This window comes from Actinomadura sp. B10D3 (assembly GCF_039871695.1).
Lineage (GTDB): Bacteria > Actinomycetota > Actinomycetes > Streptosporangiales > Streptosporangiaceae > Spirillospora > Spirillospora madurae.
In genome coordinates, this window is record NZ_JBDPLY010000024.1 from 65617 (window position 1) to 82435 (window position 16819).

16 protein-coding genes are annotated in these 16819 nt (G+C 71.6%); 4 read left to right on the forward strand and 12 right to left on the reverse strand.

Features of this window, described 5'->3' with window-relative positions; translation table 11 throughout:
• The first annotated feature begins 154 nt into the window (after nt 1-154).
• A complete protein-coding gene (locus tag ABGB11_RS29760; protein ID WP_347638125.1) occupies nt 155-1360 on the forward strand; it encodes a helix-turn-helix transcriptional regulator in 1206 nt (401 codons plus the stop codon).
• 33 nt (nt 1361-1393) lie between these two features.
• Here ABGB11_RS29760 and ABGB11_RS29765 read toward each other — a convergent pair whose 3' ends face one another.
• Together ABGB11_RS29765 and ABGB11_RS29770 are read right to left on the reverse strand one after the other, a co-directional pair.
• Nucleotides 1394-2485: an epoxide hydrolase family protein gene (locus tag ABGB11_RS29765; protein ID WP_347638127.1), complete on the reverse strand. Its 1092-nt coding sequence runs from the start codon at nt 2483-2485 to the stop codon at nt 1394-1396.
• Nucleotides 2486-2566: 81 nt separating this feature from the next.
• The gene (locus tag ABGB11_RS29770; RefSeq protein ID WP_347638129.1) at nt 2567-3124 is read right to left on the reverse strand and encodes a TIGR03086 family metal-binding protein; all 558 of its coding nucleotides are present in this window, start codon (nt 3122-3124) and stop codon (nt 2567-2569) included.
• A gap of 66 nt (nt 3125-3190) precedes the next feature.
• On the opposite strand from ABGB11_RS29770, the gene ABGB11_RS29775 reads away from it, so the two are divergent.
• Nucleotides 3191-3793: a TetR/AcrR family transcriptional regulator gene (locus ABGB11_RS29775; protein WP_347638131.1), complete on the forward strand. Its 603-nt coding sequence runs from the start codon at nt 3191-3193 to the stop codon at nt 3791-3793.
• Nucleotides 3794-3808: 15 nt separating this feature from the next.
• Here the strand turns inward: ABGB11_RS29775 and ABGB11_RS29780 are convergent, their stop codons facing one another.
• From ABGB11_RS29780 to ABGB11_RS29805, 6 genes are all read right to left on the reverse strand, one after another.
• Nucleotides 3809-4894, reverse strand: a complete 1086-nt coding sequence (locus ABGB11_RS29780; protein ID WP_347638133.1) for an acyl-CoA dehydrogenase family protein — start codon at nt 4892-4894, stop codon at nt 3809-3811.
• Nucleotides 4885-5823 (reverse strand): VOC family protein, encoded by a 939-nt coding sequence (locus tag ABGB11_RS29785; protein ID WP_347638135.1) that lies wholly within the window; start codon nt 5821-5823, stop codon nt 4885-4887. Before ABGB11_RS29785 ends, ABGB11_RS29780 begins: the two co-directional genes overlap by 10 nt.
• A gap of 8 nt (nt 5824-5831) precedes the next feature.
• Nucleotides 5832-6590 (reverse strand): enoyl-CoA hydratase/isomerase family protein, encoded by a 759-nt coding sequence (locus tag ABGB11_RS29790; protein ID WP_347638137.1) that lies wholly within the window; start codon nt 6588-6590, stop codon nt 5832-5834.
• Nucleotides 6591-6619: 29 nt separating this feature from the next.
• Nucleotides 6620-7849 (reverse strand): acyl-CoA dehydrogenase family protein, encoded by a 1230-nt coding sequence (locus ABGB11_RS29795; protein ID WP_347638139.1) that lies wholly within the window; start codon nt 7847-7849, stop codon nt 6620-6622.
• Nucleotides 7846-9438 carry an AMP-binding protein gene (locus ABGB11_RS29800; protein WP_347638141.1) on the reverse strand — a complete coding sequence of 531 codons (1593 nt, stop codon included), beginning with the start codon at nt 9436-9438 and terminating at the stop codon, nt 7846-7848. Before ABGB11_RS29800 ends, ABGB11_RS29795 begins: the two co-directional genes overlap by 4 nt.
• 358 nt (nt 9439-9796) lie before the next feature.
• A complete protein-coding gene (locus ABGB11_RS29805) occupies nt 9797-10684 on the reverse strand; it encodes a serine protease (protein WP_347638143.1) in 888 nt (295 codons plus the stop codon).
• A gap of 236 nt (nt 10685-10920) precedes the next feature.
• Here ABGB11_RS29805 and ABGB11_RS29810 point away from each other — a divergent pair, with 236 nt between their 5' ends.
• Nucleotides 10921-12729, forward strand: coding sequence for a 5'-nucleotidase C-terminal domain-containing protein (locus ABGB11_RS29810; protein WP_347638145.1), 1809 nt, complete (start codon nt 10921-10923; stop codon nt 12727-12729).
• A 125-nt stretch (nt 12730-12854) separates the two neighbouring features.
• On the opposite strand, the gene ABGB11_RS29815 is transcribed toward ABGB11_RS29810, so the two are convergent.
• From ABGB11_RS29815 to ABGB11_RS29830, 4 genes are all read right to left on the reverse strand, one after another.
• A complete protein-coding gene (locus tag ABGB11_RS29815) occupies nt 12855-13088 on the reverse strand; it encodes a hypothetical protein (RefSeq protein ID WP_347638147.1) in 234 nt (77 codons plus the stop codon).
• Nucleotides 13085-13324 (reverse strand): hypothetical protein, encoded by a 240-nt coding sequence (locus ABGB11_RS29820; protein WP_347638149.1) that lies wholly within the window; start codon nt 13322-13324, stop codon nt 13085-13087. The genes ABGB11_RS29815 and ABGB11_RS29820 overlap by 4 nt, the downstream gene beginning before the upstream one ends.
• 169 nt (nt 13325-13493) lie before the next feature.
• Nucleotides 13494-14261 (reverse strand): ATP-binding cassette domain-containing protein, encoded by a 768-nt coding sequence (locus ABGB11_RS29825; RefSeq protein ID WP_347638151.1) that lies wholly within the window; start codon nt 14259-14261, stop codon nt 13494-13496.
• Between the two features lie 78 nt (nt 14262-14339).
• Nucleotides 14340-15284 carry a helix-turn-helix domain-containing protein gene (locus tag ABGB11_RS29830; RefSeq protein WP_347638153.1) on the reverse strand — a complete coding sequence of 315 codons (945 nt, stop codon included), beginning with the start codon at nt 15282-15284 and terminating at the stop codon, nt 14340-14342.
• Between the two features lie 71 nt (nt 15285-15355).
• On the opposite strand from ABGB11_RS29830, the gene ABGB11_RS29835 reads away from it, so the two are divergent.
• A complete protein-coding gene (locus ABGB11_RS29835; protein ID WP_347638155.1) occupies nt 15356-16810 on the forward strand; it encodes a pyridoxal-dependent decarboxylase in 1455 nt (484 codons plus the stop codon).
• The last annotated feature ends 9 nt before the right edge of the window (nt 16811-16819 follow it).

A 16819-nucleotide genomic window follows, 5' to 3' on the forward strand; every position in this document is an offset into this window, starting at 1 on the left:
CGTTCGCCCGCCGGCCGGGGCCGTCTTCGTGTCCTGCGACACCCTTCGCCTCCCACCTGACCGCGGCCAGCGTTAGCGTGGAAGCCGCTGCCTGCTGACTCCCCGCGCGGGCAGCGTCAGGTAATGGGTCAAGCCGGGGCGAAACGGTGAGGCGATGGCCACCTTCGGTGAGAGGCTCCGTCAGCTCATGGCGGAGCGTGGGATCAGTCAGCGCAAGCTCGCGCGACTCGTCCCGTGCGATGACGGGTTTCTCTCGCGCATCGCCAACGACCGCAGGCGCCCGTCCCCCGAACTGGCCGCGCGGCTGGACGCGTTGCTCGACGCCGGGGGTGAACTCGCCGCGCTCCGTCCCTGCGCACCGCCGTCCGTGCCGAGTGGTGGGGTCGCGGAGGAGATCGAGGCGCTTGAGCTGGCGCGCCGCGTCGCCGCCAGCGAGGTGGGGGACGGCACGCTCGTCGCGCTGGAGACGGCCGTGGACGAGCTGGCCTCCGCGTACGCGCTGACCCGGCCCGCCGACCTGCTGCCCCGGATCCGGCGGCACCTCGGCTACGTGGCCGCGCTCATGGACGTGCGCATGACGCTGGCCGAGCGCCGCCGCCTGACCGTGGTCGGCGGCTGGCTGTCACTGCTCGCCGCGACCTGCGACATCGACCGGGGTGAGGACCTCATCGCCACCGCGCGGCTGCGCACCGCCGCGCAGCTCGCCGAGCACGCCGACCACCCCGAGATCCTCGCGTGGGTACTGGAGACCCGCGCGTGGCAGCGGCTCACGGACGGGGACTGCCGGGAGGCGGTCCGCCTGGCGCGGGGTGCACAGGAGGTCGCACCCCGCACGTCGTCGGCGTTCATCCAGGCGACGGCGCAAGAAGGCCGCGCGTGGGCACGGCTCGGCGCCGATCCGGAGACGCGTGACGCCTTGAATCGGGTGGATCGGCTCGTGGAACCACTCGCGCAGCCTGACCGGCCCGAGCACCACTACCGGTACGACCCGACGAAGCGTGAGGCGTACATCGCGACCACGCTCGCATGGGTCGGAGACCCGGCGGCCGAATCGTACGCGCGGGGAATCCTGGCACGGTTGGAGCAGCCTGCCGGCGGCACGGCGCGTCCCCGGCGGGCGGCGTCCGCAAGGCTCGACCTGGCGCTCGCGCTGCTCGCCGGGGATCAGCCTGCACAGGCGGCATACACCGCGTTGGAGGCGGTGGAGAGCGGTCGGCTTGTCCCCTCGCACTACTGGCGGGTGACGCAGGTGATGACGGCTGTGGAAGCCCGTGGCGTGCCGGAGGCCGCTGAGTTGCACGAGGCGTACCACGAGCTGTGCACATCCTCCGGAAATGGCCACAGCGCAGGCGCTGGATAGCGCCATCGCAGTTCAGAGGCACGCGGCAGGGTTCTAGTGGGTGGCCGTTGCGGTTTTGAAGAAGTGGTGGATGTCTTCGGCCAGTAGGTCGGGGACCTCCATTGCGGCGAAGTGGCCGCCGTGGTCGAACTCCGTCCAGTGCCTGATGTCGTACAGGCGTTCGGCGAGGGGGCGCACCGACTGCGTGATGTCGTGTGGGAGGACGGCCACGCCGACCGGGACCGGGCATGGCGCGCCCTGCCCCCGCGGTGCGTCGTGGTGGAGGCGGGCGGAAGAGGCCGCGGTGGCGGTCAGCCAGTAGAGCGAGATGTCGGTGATCATCCGGTCGTCGCTGATCTGCGAGCGGGGGTCCGTCCAGTGCGCGAAGCGCTCGGCGATCCAGGCCAACTGGCCGACCGGCGAGTCGGTCAGTGCGTAGCCGATGGTCTGCGGCGTGAGGGCCTGCAGGGCCTGGTACGGCGGACGGTTCGCCATCAGCTTCCTGACCTTGTCCAGCCGGGCCTCGTCCGTGTCGGACAGTTCGATGTCGGCGTCCGGGACGGGCCTGGTCGGCAGGTAGTTGACGTGCACGCCCACGACCTGCTGCGGTGCCACCGCCCCGAGGGCCAGCGAGATACCGGAGCCGAAGTCTCCGCCCTGCGCGCCGTAGCGCTCGTACCCGAGGCGGTTCATCAGCTCGGCCCAGGCCCGCGCGATCCGGACGACGTCCCAGCCGCGCTCGTGGGTCGGCCCGGAGAAGCCGTAACCCGGGATGGACGGGATCACCAGGTGGAAGTCGCGCGACAGCGGCTCGATCACGTCCAGGAACTCCAGGAACGAACCCGGCCAGCCGTGGGTGAGGACCAGCGCGAGCGCGTCCGGGTTCGCAGAGCGGACGTGGACGAAGTGGATGTTCTGGCCCTCGATCTCGGTCGTGAAGTGCGGAAGCTCGTTGAGCTCGGCCTCGTGTTTCCGCCAGTCGTAGCCGGTGCGCCAGTATTCGGCCAGTTCCTTGAGGCGTGCCAGCGGGAAGCCGTAGTCCCACCCGGCGTCGGCGACCTCGTTGGGCCAGCGGGTGCGGGCGAGCCGGTCGGCAAGGTCGTCGAGGTCGGCCTGCGGGACGTCGATACGGAACGGCTTGATCATGGTCGCGGCTCCCATATTCGTTGGCCATGCCAATGTTGGTACGGCCAACCATACGTTACCGTTGGCGTGGCCAACAAGTCGTCAGGACGGCGGAGACCAGCCGGGGTCGCGGCCCAGGAGGGCGGCGAGGTTGTCGATCGCGGAGCGTCCCGGATCTTCGGGCAGGGGCGGACGATAGACGCCGCCGGGTCCGTTGAGGGGGCTGCCGGGCGCGGTGCTGATCCGGGCGAGAGGCAGCGCGACCTCGGCCAGCCGGGACGGCACGGCAGGGTCGGCCCGCAGCGCACGCGCCAGGTCCCACCGGTGGACGAGCATGTCGACCCCGTGGACGCCGAGGACCAGCTCGGTCGGCGTCGGGCCGCGCTGCGGCAGGTTCACGGCCTCGCCGGCCTGTTCGAGCACGGCGAAGCAGCGGGCGGCGATGCGGGCGAAGGCGTCGCGCGGGTCGCCGGTCGCTTCGAAGGGCGGCAGCGCCGTCCGGGCGATGGCCTCGTGCCGTTCGTTCATGTGGTGGAGCAAGTCGGTGACCGTCCACCCGTCGCAGGGCGTCGGGTTCGCCATCGCGGCGTCGGGAACCAGGGCCACGTCATGGCCCAGCAGCGCGAGTGCGGTGGCGTCGAACCCCAGCAGATCGGTCATGTCGGCCCCTCCTTTGGCGAACGGTCGTACGTCAAATAGCGTACACCTGTTCGCTATCGTGGAGCCATGTCTCCTCGTCACTCGGCGGCCGAGGCGGCCCGGACGCGCGAGCGGATCGTGCGGGCCGCGATGCTGGACGCCTCCCGGCTGGGCCTCGAAGGTCTGACGGTCGGCACGCTCGCGCGACGGCTCGACATGAGCAAGGCGGGCCTCGTCGGTCCGTTCGGATCGCGCGACCGGCTGCTCATGGCGGCGCTCGAACAGGCCGTCGAGATCTTCCGCGCGGCGGTCACCGCGCCGCTGGAAGACCTGCCGCCCGGCGCGGAGCGCCTGGAGCGGCTGATCGACGGGTGGGTCGGCTACCTGGCCGACTGCCCCTTCCCCGGCGGCTGCTTCCTCACGGCCGCCTCCTCCGAGCTCGACGGGCGCCCCGGGCCGCTGCGCGAACGGTTGCTGGAGGTCGTCACGTCCCTGCGCGGGGCGCTGGCCGCGGAGGTCGCAGCCGCCCAAGGCGAACTTCCGGGACCGCACCGTCCGGCGGAGGAGGTCGCCACGACCCTGTTCGGCCTGTCCATGGCGGCCAACCAGGAGATCCAGCTCTTGCAGGACCCTGCGGCCCCGGCCCGTGCCCGCACCGCCATGCGCCACGCCGCCGGGTTGGACGCATAGGGGCTCGAAGGGCGTTCACCCATCCAGATCGAACGCGTTGGCCAGGGTGTCGAGGTGGAGGTCGGCGTCGCCGAAGGCCAGGGACGCGGCCGTGGCGTGTTCGGAGAACAGGTGCAGGTCGTGCTCCTGGGTGAAGCCGATCGCGCCGTGCACCTGGTGGCCCAGGGCGCAGACGCGCTCGTACGCTTCGCTCACCCACGCCTTGGCCATGGCCACTTCTTGTGCCGCATCCCGGTTCACCGAGAGCAGCCAGATGGCCTCGTAGGCGATGAACCGGGATCCCAGGACGTCGATCGCCATGTTCGCGCAGTGGTGCTGGACGGCCTGGAACGACCCGATCGCGCGGCCGAACTGCTCGCGTTCCGTCGCGTACGCCACCGTCATGTCCAGGACGCGCTGCGCCGCGCCGACCATCTCCGCGCAGGTCGCCGCCGCGCCGAACAGGGAGACCGCGTTGGCGGCGTCCGTCCCCATTGCCGCATCCGCCGATACCCAGATGCCGTCCAGGTCGACGTGGCAGGGGCGGCCGGCGCCGATCGTCCCCAGCGGTTTCAAGGTCACGTCGGCGGTGTCCACCCAGAAGGCGTGCGGCTCGCCGTCGAGGCGCGCCGCCACCAGGAGGTGTTCGGCGGACGCCGCGAACGGGACGAACGTGGCGGTCCCGTCCAGGACGAACCCGCTGTCGGAACGCGTTGCCACCGGCCCCTCCCCCGGGCGGTCCCAGGGGAGGGGGGCGGCGGTCACGATCTCACCGTTCGCTATCGCGTCCAGCCAGCGCCGCTTCTGGGCGGACGCCCCGAAGCGGGCGACCGGCATCCCGCAGCACGCCACCGCGGTCAGCAGCGGGCTCGGGACCTGCGCGTATCCGAGCTGCTCGAACAGCAGGCAGACGTCCAGGAAGTCGCCTCCCACGCCGCCGTGCTCCTCGGGGAAGGGCAGGCCCGTCCAGCCGAGCTCGACCATCTCCTTCCAGAGCGCGGCCGAGTACCCGGCGGGGTCGTCGCCCAGCGCGCGGACCCCCGCCGCCGCGGCCCGGGACTCCAGCAGCTCGCGGGCGGTGGAGGCGATCAGCTCCTGGTCCTCGGTCAGGCTCAGGTCCATCGCGGCGGCACCTTGTCGGAGCGGACCCACACGCCCGGCCGTTCCTCCCAGAACAGCTGGACGAGGACGCCGCCGGTGTGCTTCGGGTGGATGAACGTGTGCTTCCAGGCGGCGCCGTCGGTGACGCCCTCCTCGTCGTCGAACGTGGGCGTGCCGTGGTGCTCGCAGGCGGCCATGGCCGCGTCCCAGTCGTCCACCTCGAACGTGACGTGGTGGGCGCCGGGGCCTCCCTTGTCGAGGAACCGCTCGATGAACGAGTCCTCCCCGCGCGGCATGATCACTTCCCAGCAGATGGCCGAGCCGGGGATGTTCAGCACGAGGTCGGCCATGTCGGGGTGCTCGTCGTCGGCCGTCCGCCACACCTGCACGAACCCGGCGAGGTCGTGGTACCAGCGGGCCAGCTCGTCGCGGTCGTGGAACGCCTGGCAGATGTGGTCGAGCGCCACGATGCCGAGGGACGGCCCCTCAACGGACCCGGTCGCGGGGGTCGAGGCCGACGAGTCGCCGCACATGTCCAGGCTGCCCGGCCCGCGGAACCGCCACAGGACGCCGGGGCCCTTCTCCGGCGGGCTCAGCGACGCCTCCAGCCAGCGTCCCCGCGCGCCGTCGGTGGCCTTGATGCCGCGCACTTCGAGTTCCGCCTGGACGGCCTCCAGGTCGGGCACCTCGGCGCCGACGTGGTGCAGCCCGGGGCGCCCGCCGTGCTCGTCCAGCCAGGTCTGCAACGACGAGCCCTCGCCGGACGGCGCGACGACCTCCCACGCCTGGCCGCGGCTGCCCGGGATCTCCAGCCGGACACCGCGCGTACCCTCGCCCGGGTTGTCCCAGCTCCGGACCGGCCGGAACCCGAACAGCCCGGAGAGCCGCGCGACCTGCGCGTCGAGATCGGGGGTCACCTGCGCCACATGATCGATCCGATAGATCTGCACGGGTCCTCCTAGCTCGGGTGGGGCTCGATCCAGTCGTAGCCGTAGGTGACGAGCTCCTTGACGAGCCGCAGGTTGTAGCGGTTCATCGCGGCGATCCGCTCGGCCAGCTCGCCGATCCGCTTGTCGAACTCGTCCGCCGGGTACACGTCGTTGACCAGGCCGAGCCGCAGCGCGCGGTCGGCGTCGATGCGGGCGCCGGTGAACAGCAGCTCCTTGGCGCGGGCCTTGCCGATCCGCTCCGGCAGCCGCTTCACGCCGCCCCAGCCGGGCGCCGACCCGCCGAACTCGGGCTGGTCGGGGTCGCCGTCCTCGGTCATCTTCGGCCGGTACGGCGGGCGCGCCGACAGCGTGATCTCGACGAGGCCCATCTTCGCGTTGTCCGAGGCGATGATGAAGTCGGCCGCGAGCGCCAGCTCCAGCCCCCCGCCGACCGCGTACCCGTGCACGGCCGCGATCACCGGGACCGACAGCCGCTCCATCATCGCGAACGTCTTCTCGCCGAGCCTGCCCTGCTCGATCCGCTCCCGCGGCGTCAGCTTCTCCGACCAGCCGAGGTCCATCCCGGCGCAGAACGCGCGCTCGCCGGCGCCGCGCAGCACCACCACGCAGACGTCCTCGTCGTCGTCGACGCGGTTGAAGATGTCGCGCAGCTCCGCCATCGTCGTCGGCGTCAGCGCGTTGAGCTTGTCCGGGCGGTTCAGCGTCAGCCAGGCGACCCGCTCCTCTATCCGCAGATCGACGGTCTCGTAGGCGTTCTCGTCGGGCATACGCGTGCGCTCCTCAAGTGAATGATCGGTCAACGGGGCAGGTGGAGGCCCCGGGTGGCGATGACGTTGCGCTGGATCTCGGTGGTGCCGCCGAGGAAGGTCGACGCCACCGAGTCCCGGCGCATGTGGGTGAAGGCGGCGCCGAGCGGCGCCCCGTCGCGCTCCCACAGCGCGGCGGACCGCCCGAACGCGCGGGCGCCCGTGCGGGCGAGCCGCTGGTGCAGCTCGGCGCCGAACAGCTGGTTGATGGACGCCTCGAAGTCGGGCTCGTCCCCCGCCGCCTGCCGCGACACGGTGTAGCGGGCCAGGTTGTACAGGACGCGGATCTCGGTCTGCCGGCGGGCGAGCTCCTGCCTCAGCGCGGGGGTCGTGCGCGCGAAGCGCCGCCCCTCGGGAGAGCGCAGGTAGGTGACCAGGTCGGCGAGCGCCTGCTCGTACTTGATCGTGGCGCCGATCCCGGCGCGCTCGAAGCCGAGCGCGGACATCGCCACGTACCAGCCGCGGTTCTCCTCGCCGACCCGGTTCGCCACCGGCACCCGGACGCCCTCGAAGAAGATCTCGCAGAACGGCGCCGCGCCGCGGATGTCGGTGATGGGGCGGATCGTCACCCCGGGCGCGTCCGCCTCGACGAGCAGGAACGTGATGCCGCGGTGGGGCTTGTCGGCGTCCGGATCGGTGCGGACCAGGACGAACAGCCAGTCGGCGTACTGCCCGAGGGACGTCCACACCTTCTGGCCGTCCACGACGTACTCGTCCCCGTCCCGGACGGCCCGGGTGCGCAGCGAGGCCAGGTCGGACCCCGACCCCGGTTCGGAGAACCCCTGCGCCCAGGTCGCCCGACCGCTCGCGATCGGCGGCAGGTGCGTCGCCTTCTGCTCCTCGGTGCCGTGCACCAGCAGCGTCGGGCCGAGGAGGAACGCGCCGATGCCGTTCACGGTCGGCACCCGCGCCCGCATCATCTCCTCGTGCAGGATGAACTCCTCCAGCGCCGACAGGCCGGCGCCGCCGTACTCGGCGGGCCAGTGCGGCGCGATCCAGCCGCGCTCGGCGAGCGCCGCCGCCCAGGCGCGCGCGCCCTCGCGGCGCTCCGGATCGTCCGCGACCCGGTCGACGGGCCAGTTGTAGCCCGCGACGTCCTCCGGTTCGAGGCTCTGCTCCTCGTCCGCCGCCGGACGGTACCCGATGGGGAACCGCTCGGCGATGAACGACCGGACCTCCTCCCGGAAGGCGGCCTGCTCCGGCGTGTCGTCCCAGTTCACCGGCCGTCCGCCTCCCGGTCCCAGGTCGTGTCGGTGATCCCGTGCTCGCCCTGCGCGCGCAGCTTGTACTTGGCGACCTTGTCCGTGGGGGTGCGGGGCAGCGCGTCCACGAACTCCACGTAGCGCGGCACCATCGAGCGCGGCAGCCGCTCCTCGCAGTAGGCCACCAGCGCCTCCGGTTCCATGCCGGTGTCCGGTTGCACAACGATCGACACCTTGATGTCCTCGTCCTCCAACTCCGAGGGCACGCCGATCGCGGCGCACTCCAGCACCGCCGGATGCTGGTTGATCTCGGTCTCCAGGTCGAAGGCCGAGATGTTCTCACCACGCCGGCGGATGGCGTCCTTCATCCGGTCCAGGAAGAAGAAGTACCCGTCGTCATCGCGCCATACCCGATCTCCGGTGTGGAACCACATGTTCCTGAAGCAGTGGGTCGTGGCCTCCCAGTTGCCGTAGTACCCCGTCGTGAGGACGAACGGCTGCTTCGGCCGCAGCACCAGCTCGCCCGGCTCCCCCGGGCCGAGTTCCCGGTCGTGCTCGTCCACGACAGCCACGTGGAAGCGCTCCTCGTGCGCCTGCCCGCACGACCCGGCGCGCCACTCCCCGTACGGGCTGCCCGTCGCGATGCCCGCCTCGGTGCTGGTGTAGGTCTCCACGGACCGGACGCCGAACCGCTCCCGCATCGGCTCGTCCAGGTTCGACTTGCCCATGTAGAACGTCTCCAGCCGGTGGTCGCGGTCCCGCGACGTCGGCGGCCGGTTCAGCAGGATCGGGATCATGGAGAACACGCTCATGCACACCTGCGCGTCGAAGCGGCGCACGTCGTCCCAGAACCGCGACGCGCTGAACCGCTCGACGATCGCGATGGACCCGCCGCCCAGCAGGGCCGAGAGCATGCCGTCCCAGAGCGCGGCGGCGTGGAACAGCGGCAGCGGGCAGTAGATCGTCTTGCCCCACCGGTCCAGGAAGTCGAGCGAGTCGTAGGCGCAGGTCAGCGCGAGGGCGTGCGGCACCATCGCGCCCTTGGACGGCCCGGTGGTGCCGGACGTGTACATGATCGCCTGCATGTCGCCGAAGCCGACCTTGACGTCGACCCGGCCGTCTCCGTCGTCCGGCAGCGCCCACAGGTCACGGGCGGGCTTGCCGAGCCGGTCGAGCGGCACCCCGGACCCGGCGGCGTCCCGCACGAGCACCCGGCCCAGCTTGGGCAGCCGGTCGGCGATCTCGGTGATCCGCTCCGCGTACGGCCCGTCGATGATCAGCCAGCCGGAGTCGGAGCTGTCCAGGACGTGCCGGAGCAGTTCGCCCTTGTAGGCGATGTTGATCGGCACCGCGACGGCGCCGAGCCGCGCCAGCGCGAAGACGAGGTGCACGATGTCGGCGCAGTTGGGCAGCATCAGGCCGACGTGGTCGCCGCGCCGGACGCCGGCGGCGGACAGCATGCGGGCCAGCCGGTCGGCGGTGGCGTCGACCTCGCCGTAGGTGATCTCTCCGTCGCGGAACCTGAGGAACGTCTGTCTTCGGTGAACCTGCGCCTGTGACCGGAGGACGTCCCCGAGGACGAAGCTCTCCAGCGTCTCCTTGCGCATCCGGACCTCCGCTGTCGCGTGCGTGCGTGGGTCGTCGGGGGCTGGGCGGTGAGGTGGCGGGCGGGCGGTGTCGGGCGGGCTGTGGGGCGGAATCGGCCAGGAGCGATCCGCAACCGGACATTGCCTTAATTAGAGGAACACGAAACGCTAGACACGGCAACACTGACTAAAAGGGAACAAAGCCGTGACAGTAGTGATCTTCTGGGGCGAATGGCAAACAGAGTGACAGAGGCCACAACATTCGTGTACCCGGATTTCGGACATACGCACTCGGCATTCGGGACGTCATACCCCGTCGCCCGGAACGCCGAACGCCCGGCCAGGCGGTGCCTGACCGGGCGTTCGCGCGAGGACGGGATCAGCCGATGACGCCGGCGATCCAGCCGTGGAAGTGGCCGATGCTCGTGTAGATGTCGGGGGTCTCGCCGCAGACGTCGCCGACGCCGCGGGAGTCGACCCCCTGGAGGACCCAGCGGCCCTTGACCTTGGACAGCAGCGGCGACCCGGAGTCGCCGCCGCAGGGACCGCGGACGCCCTCGGGGTTGTCGGTGCAGATGTCGTTGTCGCGAATGCCCCACGCGTCGTCGCCGCCCGCGTCCACCCGGCACTTCTCCGTGCTCGGCGCGATCACCTTGGTGTCGAGCTGCTGGAGCTTGACGGGCAGCTGGCTCGGGTCGTCGGCGCTGGTCGAGGTGTATCCCCAGCCGATCTGGCGGACCGGCGTCCCCGGCGCGGGGATGCTCGTGGCCTGCGGGACGGTCGCCTGCGGGACGGGGGCGTCGAGGTGCAGGAGCGCGATGTCCTTACCCTCGGAGCGGTCGTCCAGGTGCTGGTACTCGGGGTGGACGACGATCTCCTTGACCTTGGCGACGCTGCCGCCCTTCGTCCGGTCGTTGGAACCGATGCGCAGGTGGAACAGCGCCGGGTCCATGACGTCGTGCGGGGCGCCGCCGGTACCCGCCGTGGCCACGCAGTGGGCGGCCGTGACCACCCATTCCCTGTCGATCAGCCCGCCGCCGCAGCGGTGCGAGTTCGGGTTCCCGTCCCGCTCGTACTGCAGGGAGGCCATGAACGGGTAGGTCTGGTCGGCCGGCGTCCCACCGATGATCTTCGGGGTGGGCGGCGGCTCGTCCGCCTGTGCCGCCACGCCGAGGCCGGTGAATGCGCCGGTCGCGAGCGCCGCCGCCACCGCCGTGCCGGCGAGCCGTCGCCAGGTGCCGTTCATCATCCTGTCGTGCGTCCGCAAGGACAGCTCCGATCGGTCGAGTTGATCTTGACCTGAGGGACGCTACCGGCCCCTCACCCCGGTTCGCGACGCTTCGTCCTACAAGATCAAGAACGCCCAGGTCGGAGCGGCTGCACAAGGAGTGCCAACGATCTCCCCGCAGGATCGGGAATGTTCGCCAGCAATGATCTTGACCGGCGCCTCTATCGTTCTGCCGTCCCCCTCGCGGAAGGAACGAGCGCGCCATGGAGAACCCGATGCCCCCGGAGCCCCGCTGGTGTTCCTGCCGCGTCCCCGACGTCGGCCGCAGGCAGGTCCTCGGCGGCCTCACCGCCGCCGGCGCCCTCGCCCTCGCCGGGTGGCCCGGGTCCGCGGCGGCGGCGACGCACGGCCGGTCGGTGACGATCACCGTGATGGGCACGTCCGACATCCACAGCCACGCGGTGAACTGGGACTACTACAAGGACGCCGAGTACTCCGACGCCGACGGCAACACGGTCGGCCTGGCGCGCGTGTCCAGCCTGGTGAACCAGATCCGCGCCGACCGGGGACGCGACCGCACCCTGCTCTTCGACGCCGGCGACACCATCCAGGGTACCCCGCTCGGCTTCTACTACGCCTCCGTCGAGCCGATCACCGAGACCGGCGCGGTCCACCCGATGGCCCGCCAGATGAACGCCATCGGCTACGACGCCGTCGCCCTCGGCAACCACGAGTTCAACTACGGCATCCCCTTCCTCGACACGTGGATCGACCAGATGGACGCGCCCGTGCTCGCCGCGAACGCCGTCCACGCGGGCACCCGGCGCCCCGCCTACGCCCCGTACATGATCAAGAAGATGCACGTCCGGGGACACCCGCCGATCAAGGTCGGGCTGCTGGGCCTCACCAACCCGGGCGTCGCGATCTGGGACAAGGCCAACGTCTCCGGCAAGCTCGACTTCCTCGACCTGGTGGAGACGGCGAAGCGCTGGGTGCCGGTGATCCGGGCCCGCGGCGCCGACGTCGTGATCGTCAGCGCGCACTCCGGGGACAGCGGCACCTCGTCCTACGGCGACGACCTCCCGGTCGAGAACGCCGCCGCCCTGGTCGCCGAGCAGGTCCCGGGCATCGACGCCATCCTGTTCGGGCACGCGCACCAGGAGGTCCCGGAGCGGTTCGTCACCAACAAGGCCACCGGCCGGACGGTCGTACTGAGCGAGCCGAAGTGCTGGGGCCAGCGCCTCTCGGTCTTCGACCTCACGCTCCGCCACGAGCGCGGCCGGTGGAAGGTCACGGGCAGGTCCGCGACGACCGTGAACAGCAACACGGTGCAGGAGGATCCGAAACTCGTCACGCTGATCAAGAAGCAGCACGACGCGGTGATCACTTATGTGAACAAGGAGGTCGCCACCTCCACCGAGGAGATGTCGGCGGCGGAGTCCTGCTGGAAGGACACCACGATCCTCGACTACATCCACCTGGTGCAGACCGCGACGGTCACGGCCGCCGTCGAGGGCACCGAGCACGCGTCCCTGCCCGTGGTGTCGATCGCCGCCCCGTTCAGCCGCGCCGCGACCTTCCCCGCCGGCAAGGTCACGATCAAGGACATCGCCGGGCTCTACATCTACGACAACACGCTGCTGGCGAGCATCCTGACGGGCGCGCAGATCAAGGAGTACCTGGAGTACTCGGCGCAGTACTTCACGCAGGTCGCGGCGGACGCCCCCGTCGACCCCGCCTCGTGGACGAACGCCAACAACCGTCCCGACTACAACTACGACCAGTTCTCGGGCGTCACCTACGACGTCGACATCGCCAAGGCCGAGGGCTCGCGCATCGTCGGCCTGGCCTACGACGGGACGCCGGTCGCCGACGACCAGCGGTTCCTGGTGGCGGTCAACAACTACCGCCAGTCGGGCGGCGGCGGGTTCCCCCACATCGCGACGGCCCCGGTCGTCTACAACGCGCAGGTGGCGATCCGGGAGGCGATCGTCGAGTACGCGTCCGAAGCGGGCACCATCGACCCCGCGACGTTCCACGTGGACAACTGGAGACTCGTCCGCGACGGCACCCCGGTCTTCTGACCCCGGAAAACCGTTGGCGCGGGCCGCCGGCCGGCGGCCGAAGCTGAGCCCGGCCGGGCCGCTCCGCCTCGAAGGGGCCTCCCCGGTCGAGGCCGCCATCAGGCAGGCGTTCGACCGTTGAGGGGTCAGCCGCTGGGTGAGGGGGTTGGGGACGGGGTCGTGGCGGGGGACCTCGGGTATTCGCAGGAGATGTTGCCGACGTCCTTGTCGCCGTCCCACTCCTCGACCAGGATGTAGGTGCAGACGCGCCCGTGGTCGTCGGTGAAGGACCTCTCCCTCACATCCTCGCCGCAGCCGCTCAGCGCCCCGGCGAGGACGGGCATGAGGACGGGCACGGTGTACAGCCATCGCCTGGTCATGGGGGTCCCCCTGCGCTCGCAGACGGTGAGGGCGGGTAGTCGCAGTCGATGTTGTGGACGTCGTAGTCGTCCTCGGTGCCCTCGTCCTCCACGTCGCGGACCACCACGTACGTGCAGGCGCGCCCGTTCCGGTCGGTGAACGACTTCTCCACGACGTTGCTCGAGGTGCCGCATCCGGCGAGCATCCCGGCGCCCACGACGACGACCGCCGCCATCGCCGCGCAGTGGGCCCGCACACCGACCTCCCGCCACCCTGGGTGATCTGATCCTTGGGCCGACCGCCCGGACCTGTCAAGACGCCGCCTGCTCCCCGCCGGCCGGGCCGCCGGCGGATCGGCGGCGTCGATGGCGGCCCTGTCCCGGTGGACGGGCCATGTCGCCCTGGATCCTCCCAGCCTCAGCGCGTCATACGCACCCCGAACTCAGGGGGTTCACCACGGGCTCCGCGAAGAAGCCGCGGACGTAGGGGTCGTCCAGAGCGGCCAGGTCGGCGGTGCCGCCGGTGTGGACGATCCTCCCGTGGCGCATCAGGGCCGCCTGGTCGGCGACGCGGGTGGCGGTGAGCATGGCGACGTCGTGGGTGATCATCAGGACGGCGGCCCCGTCGTCGGCGTACCTGCGCAGGGTCGTCCACACCCCGTAGGCGGTCTCGGTGTCGAGGGAGGCGGCCGGCGCGTCGGCGACGAGGACGGCGGGCGCCGGCAGGAGGGCCGCGGCGAGCGCGGCGCGCTGGATCTGGCCGCTGGAATGCTGGTTCGGGTACAGGTCGAACAGCTCGGCGGGGTAATGGGCCGCGCCGCACGCCCGGTCGAGGCTCCAGCGGCGGTACCGGCGTTCCAGCTCGCGCAGCTGGGCGCCCACGGTCTCCGAGGGGTCGAAGGCCGTGACGCCCTCCTGGGGCACCAGCCCGACGGCGCGGCCCCGGAGGCGCCGCCACTGGAGCCGGTCCCGCACGACGGCCCCGTTGATCCGGACCTCCCCCGTACTGGCGGCCGTCTCCGGCAGCGTCCCGGTGAGCGCCGCGGCGGCCATGGACTTCCCGCACCCGGACTCGCCGAGCAGGGCGGTGAGCCGCCGCTCGGGTACGACGAGGCTCACCGCGTCGAGTACCGTCCCGCTCCACCGGCCCGTGTCGACGTGGACGGTCAGGTCGCGGAGTTCGGCAGACATCATGCGTCCACTCTTTCAGCACGTTCGGTACTTTTCCGGTGTGATTACTTCAGTATCGACGCCGGCTCGCCCTGTTTATTTCTAGCGCTCGGGACGGGACGCGCGCCGGTAGGCGGTGGGCGGGACGCCGACCGCGCGGGTGAAGTGGTGCCGGAGGTTGGCCGGGCTTCCCAGGCCGGAGCGTTCGGCGACCTGGTCGACGGGCAGCGACGTCGTCTCCAGCAACTTGCGGGCGTGGTCGATCCGGATGCCGCGCAGCCACGCCATGGGCGTCGTCCCGGTCGCGGCGTGGAATCGGCGGATCAGGGTGCGTGTGGTGACGTTGGCGCGGCGCGCGAGGACGGGCACGGTCAGCGGCTCGTCCAGGTGCCGGCGGGCCCAGTCGAGGAGCGGGCCGAGCTCGTCCGCGTCCTGGACGGTGATCCCCGTGTCGATGTACTGGGCCTGGCCGCCGGGACGGTGCGCGGGCATGACGAGCCGCTTGGCGAGCGCACCCGCGACGGCGGCGCCGTGGTCCTTCCTCACGACGTGCAGGCACAGGTCCAGGCCGGCGGCGGTGCCCGCGCTGGTCAGGACGTCGCCGTCGTCGATGTAGAGGACGGACGCGTCCACCCTCACCTCCGGGTAGCGGGCCGACAGCTGGTCCGCGTGCATCCAGTGGGTGGTCGCCGGGCGTCCGTCCAGGAGGCCGGCGGCGGCCAGGACGAACGCGCCGGTGCACAGCGACACGATCCGGGCGCCGTTGCCGTGCGCGGCGCGGACGGCCTCGACGAGGCCGGGGGGCTGGTCGCCGAGGACGTTCGCGCAGGCGGGGATGACGACGGTGTCGGCCTCGGCGAGCGCGTCGAGGCCGTACCGGGCGTCCGCGGCGAACCCGGCGGTGGTGCGGGTGCCGGCGGCGGCGCACAGCCGGAAGTCGTACCAGGTGGGGGCGAGGCCCGGCCGCTCGTACCCGAACACCTCGCACGGGATGGCGAGCTCGAAGATCGGTACCCCTTCGGTGACCGCGACGGCGAGCCGGTGCATGTCACAATCTTAGCGGTAGTGGTCGCTTCTGCCACTTGGGTCATCGTCGAGCAGGCGCGAGGGTCGACGGCATGGACCGATTTCCCCTGGGACGTGCCTCCTTCGACCCGCCCCCGTCCGTCTCCTCACGGCTGTGGAGGGACGTCGTCGATCTCCTCCATGACGAGCGCGCGCAGATCGCCGGCCGCCCCGTGAGCAGGCCGGTGGACATCGAGCGGCTCCGGGCCGGGATCGGCGCGTACGACTTCGAACGTCCGGTGGCCCCCGACGAGGTGATCCCCGATGTCGCCGGGATGCTGCGCGCGACCACCGTCCACACGACCCATCCCCGGTACTTCGGACTGTTCAATCCGACGCCGACCCTGATGAGCGTGGTCGGCGACACGCTCGCGGCGGCGTTCAACCCGCAGATGGCGGCCTGGTCGCACGCGCCCGCGGCGGCCGAGATCGAGGCGCATCTGCTGCGCTACCTGGGCGGACGGCTCGGCTACCCGCCCGGTGAGGTCGCCGGGTCGTTCACCAGCGGGGGCGCCGAGGCCAACCTGACCGCGGTGCTGCTGGCCCTCACGAAGGCGTGGCCGCGCTACGGCGAGGAGGGCGTGCGGGCGCTGCCGGGCCGTCCCGCGATGTACGCGTCGGCGGAGAGCCACCTCGCCTGGCTGAAGATCGCGCACGCCACCGGCATCGGACGGGACGCCGTGCGCCTCGTCCCGTCCGGCCCCGGCCTGCGGATGGACACCGCCGCCCTGGCCCGCCGGATCGCCGCCGACCGCGCGGCCGGCGACCTGCCGTTCCTCGTCGTCGCGACCGCCGGGACCACGGCGGCCGGCGTGATCGACCCGCTGCACGAGATCGCCGACCTGTGCCGCGACCAGCGCCTCCACCTGCACGCGGACGCCGCGTACGGCGGCGCCGCCGCGCTCTCCGACCGGCTCGCGCCCGCGCTCGACGGCATCGGGCGCGCGGACTCGATCACGGTCGACGCGCACAAGTGGCTGAGCGTCCCCATGGGCGCCGGGGCCCTCCTGTGCACCGACGCCGCGGGCCTCGCCGAGACGTTCCGGGTCACGACGTCCTACATGCCGGCCGAGATCCCCGACACGGTCGACCCCTACACCTCCAGCCAGCAGTGGTCGCGCCGCTTCATGGGCCTCAAGCTGTTCCTCAGCCTCGCCGTCGCGGGCCGCGCGGGGTACGCCGAGCAGTTCGAACGCGACGCCGGCCTCGCGGACGACCTCCGGGAACGGCTCACCGCGGCCGGCTGGGACGTCGTCAACGACACCCCGCTCCCGGTCGTCTGCTTCGCCGACCCGGACGACGCCGCCTGGGAGCACCACGAGGCCCTCGCCCGGAACGTCGTCACCGGGGGCCGCGCCTGGATCAGCCCCGTCCGCCTCGACGGCCGTGCCGCCCTCCGCGCCTGCGTCATCAGCCACCGCACCACGCCCTCTGACATCGGCGAACTCGTCAGGGCGGTGAACGACGCGCGCAAGGAAGCCTCGGCCGATGGCGTCACTGAGACGTGATTCTGCGGG

Excerpts from the sequence above, each read along its gene's own strand:
- ABGB11_RS29760 (WP_347638125.1), top strand. The coding sequence starts at position 155 with ATGGCCACCTTCGGTGAGAGGCTCCGTCAGCTCATGGCGGAGCGTGGG.
- ABGB11_RS29765 (WP_347638127.1), bottom strand. The coding sequence starts at position 2,485 with ATGATCAAGCCGTTCCGTATCGACGTCCCGCAGGCCGACCTCGACGAC.
- ABGB11_RS29770 (WP_347638129.1), bottom strand. The coding sequence starts at position 3,124 with ATGACCGATCTGCTGGGGTTCGACGCCACCGCACTCGCGCTGCTGGGC.
- ABGB11_RS29775 (WP_347638131.1), top strand. The coding sequence starts at position 3,191 with ATGTCTCCTCGTCACTCGGCGGCCGAGGCGGCCCGGACGCGCGAGCGG.
- ABGB11_RS29780 (WP_347638133.1), bottom strand. The coding sequence starts at position 4,894 with ATGGACCTGAGCCTGACCGAGGACCAGGAGCTGATCGCCTCCACCGCC.
- ABGB11_RS29790 (WP_347638137.1), bottom strand. The coding sequence starts at position 6,590 with ATGCCCGACGAGAACGCCTACGAGACCGTCGATCTGCGGATAGAGGAG.
- ABGB11_RS29800 (WP_347638141.1), bottom strand. The coding sequence starts at position 9,438 with ATGCGCAAGGAGACGCTGGAGAGCTTCGTCCTCGGGGACGTCCTCCGG.
- ABGB11_RS29810 (WP_347638145.1), top strand. The coding sequence starts at position 10,921 with ATGCCCCCGGAGCCCCGCTGGTGTTCCTGCCGCGTCCCCGACGTCGGC.
- ABGB11_RS29815 (WP_347638147.1), bottom strand. The coding sequence starts at position 13,088 with ATGACCAGGCGATGGCTGTACACCGTGCCCGTCCTCATGCCCGTCCTC.
- ABGB11_RS29825 (WP_347638151.1), bottom strand. The coding sequence starts at position 14,261 with ATGATGTCTGCCGAACTCCGCGACCTGACCGTCCACGTCGACACGGGC.
- ABGB11_RS29830 (WP_347638153.1), bottom strand. The coding sequence starts at position 15,284 with ATGCACCGGCTCGCCGTCGCGGTCACCGAAGGGGTACCGATCTTCGAG.
- ABGB11_RS29835 (WP_347638155.1), top strand. The coding sequence starts at position 15,356 with ATGGACCGATTTCCCCTGGGACGTGCCTCCTTCGACCCGCCCCCGTCC.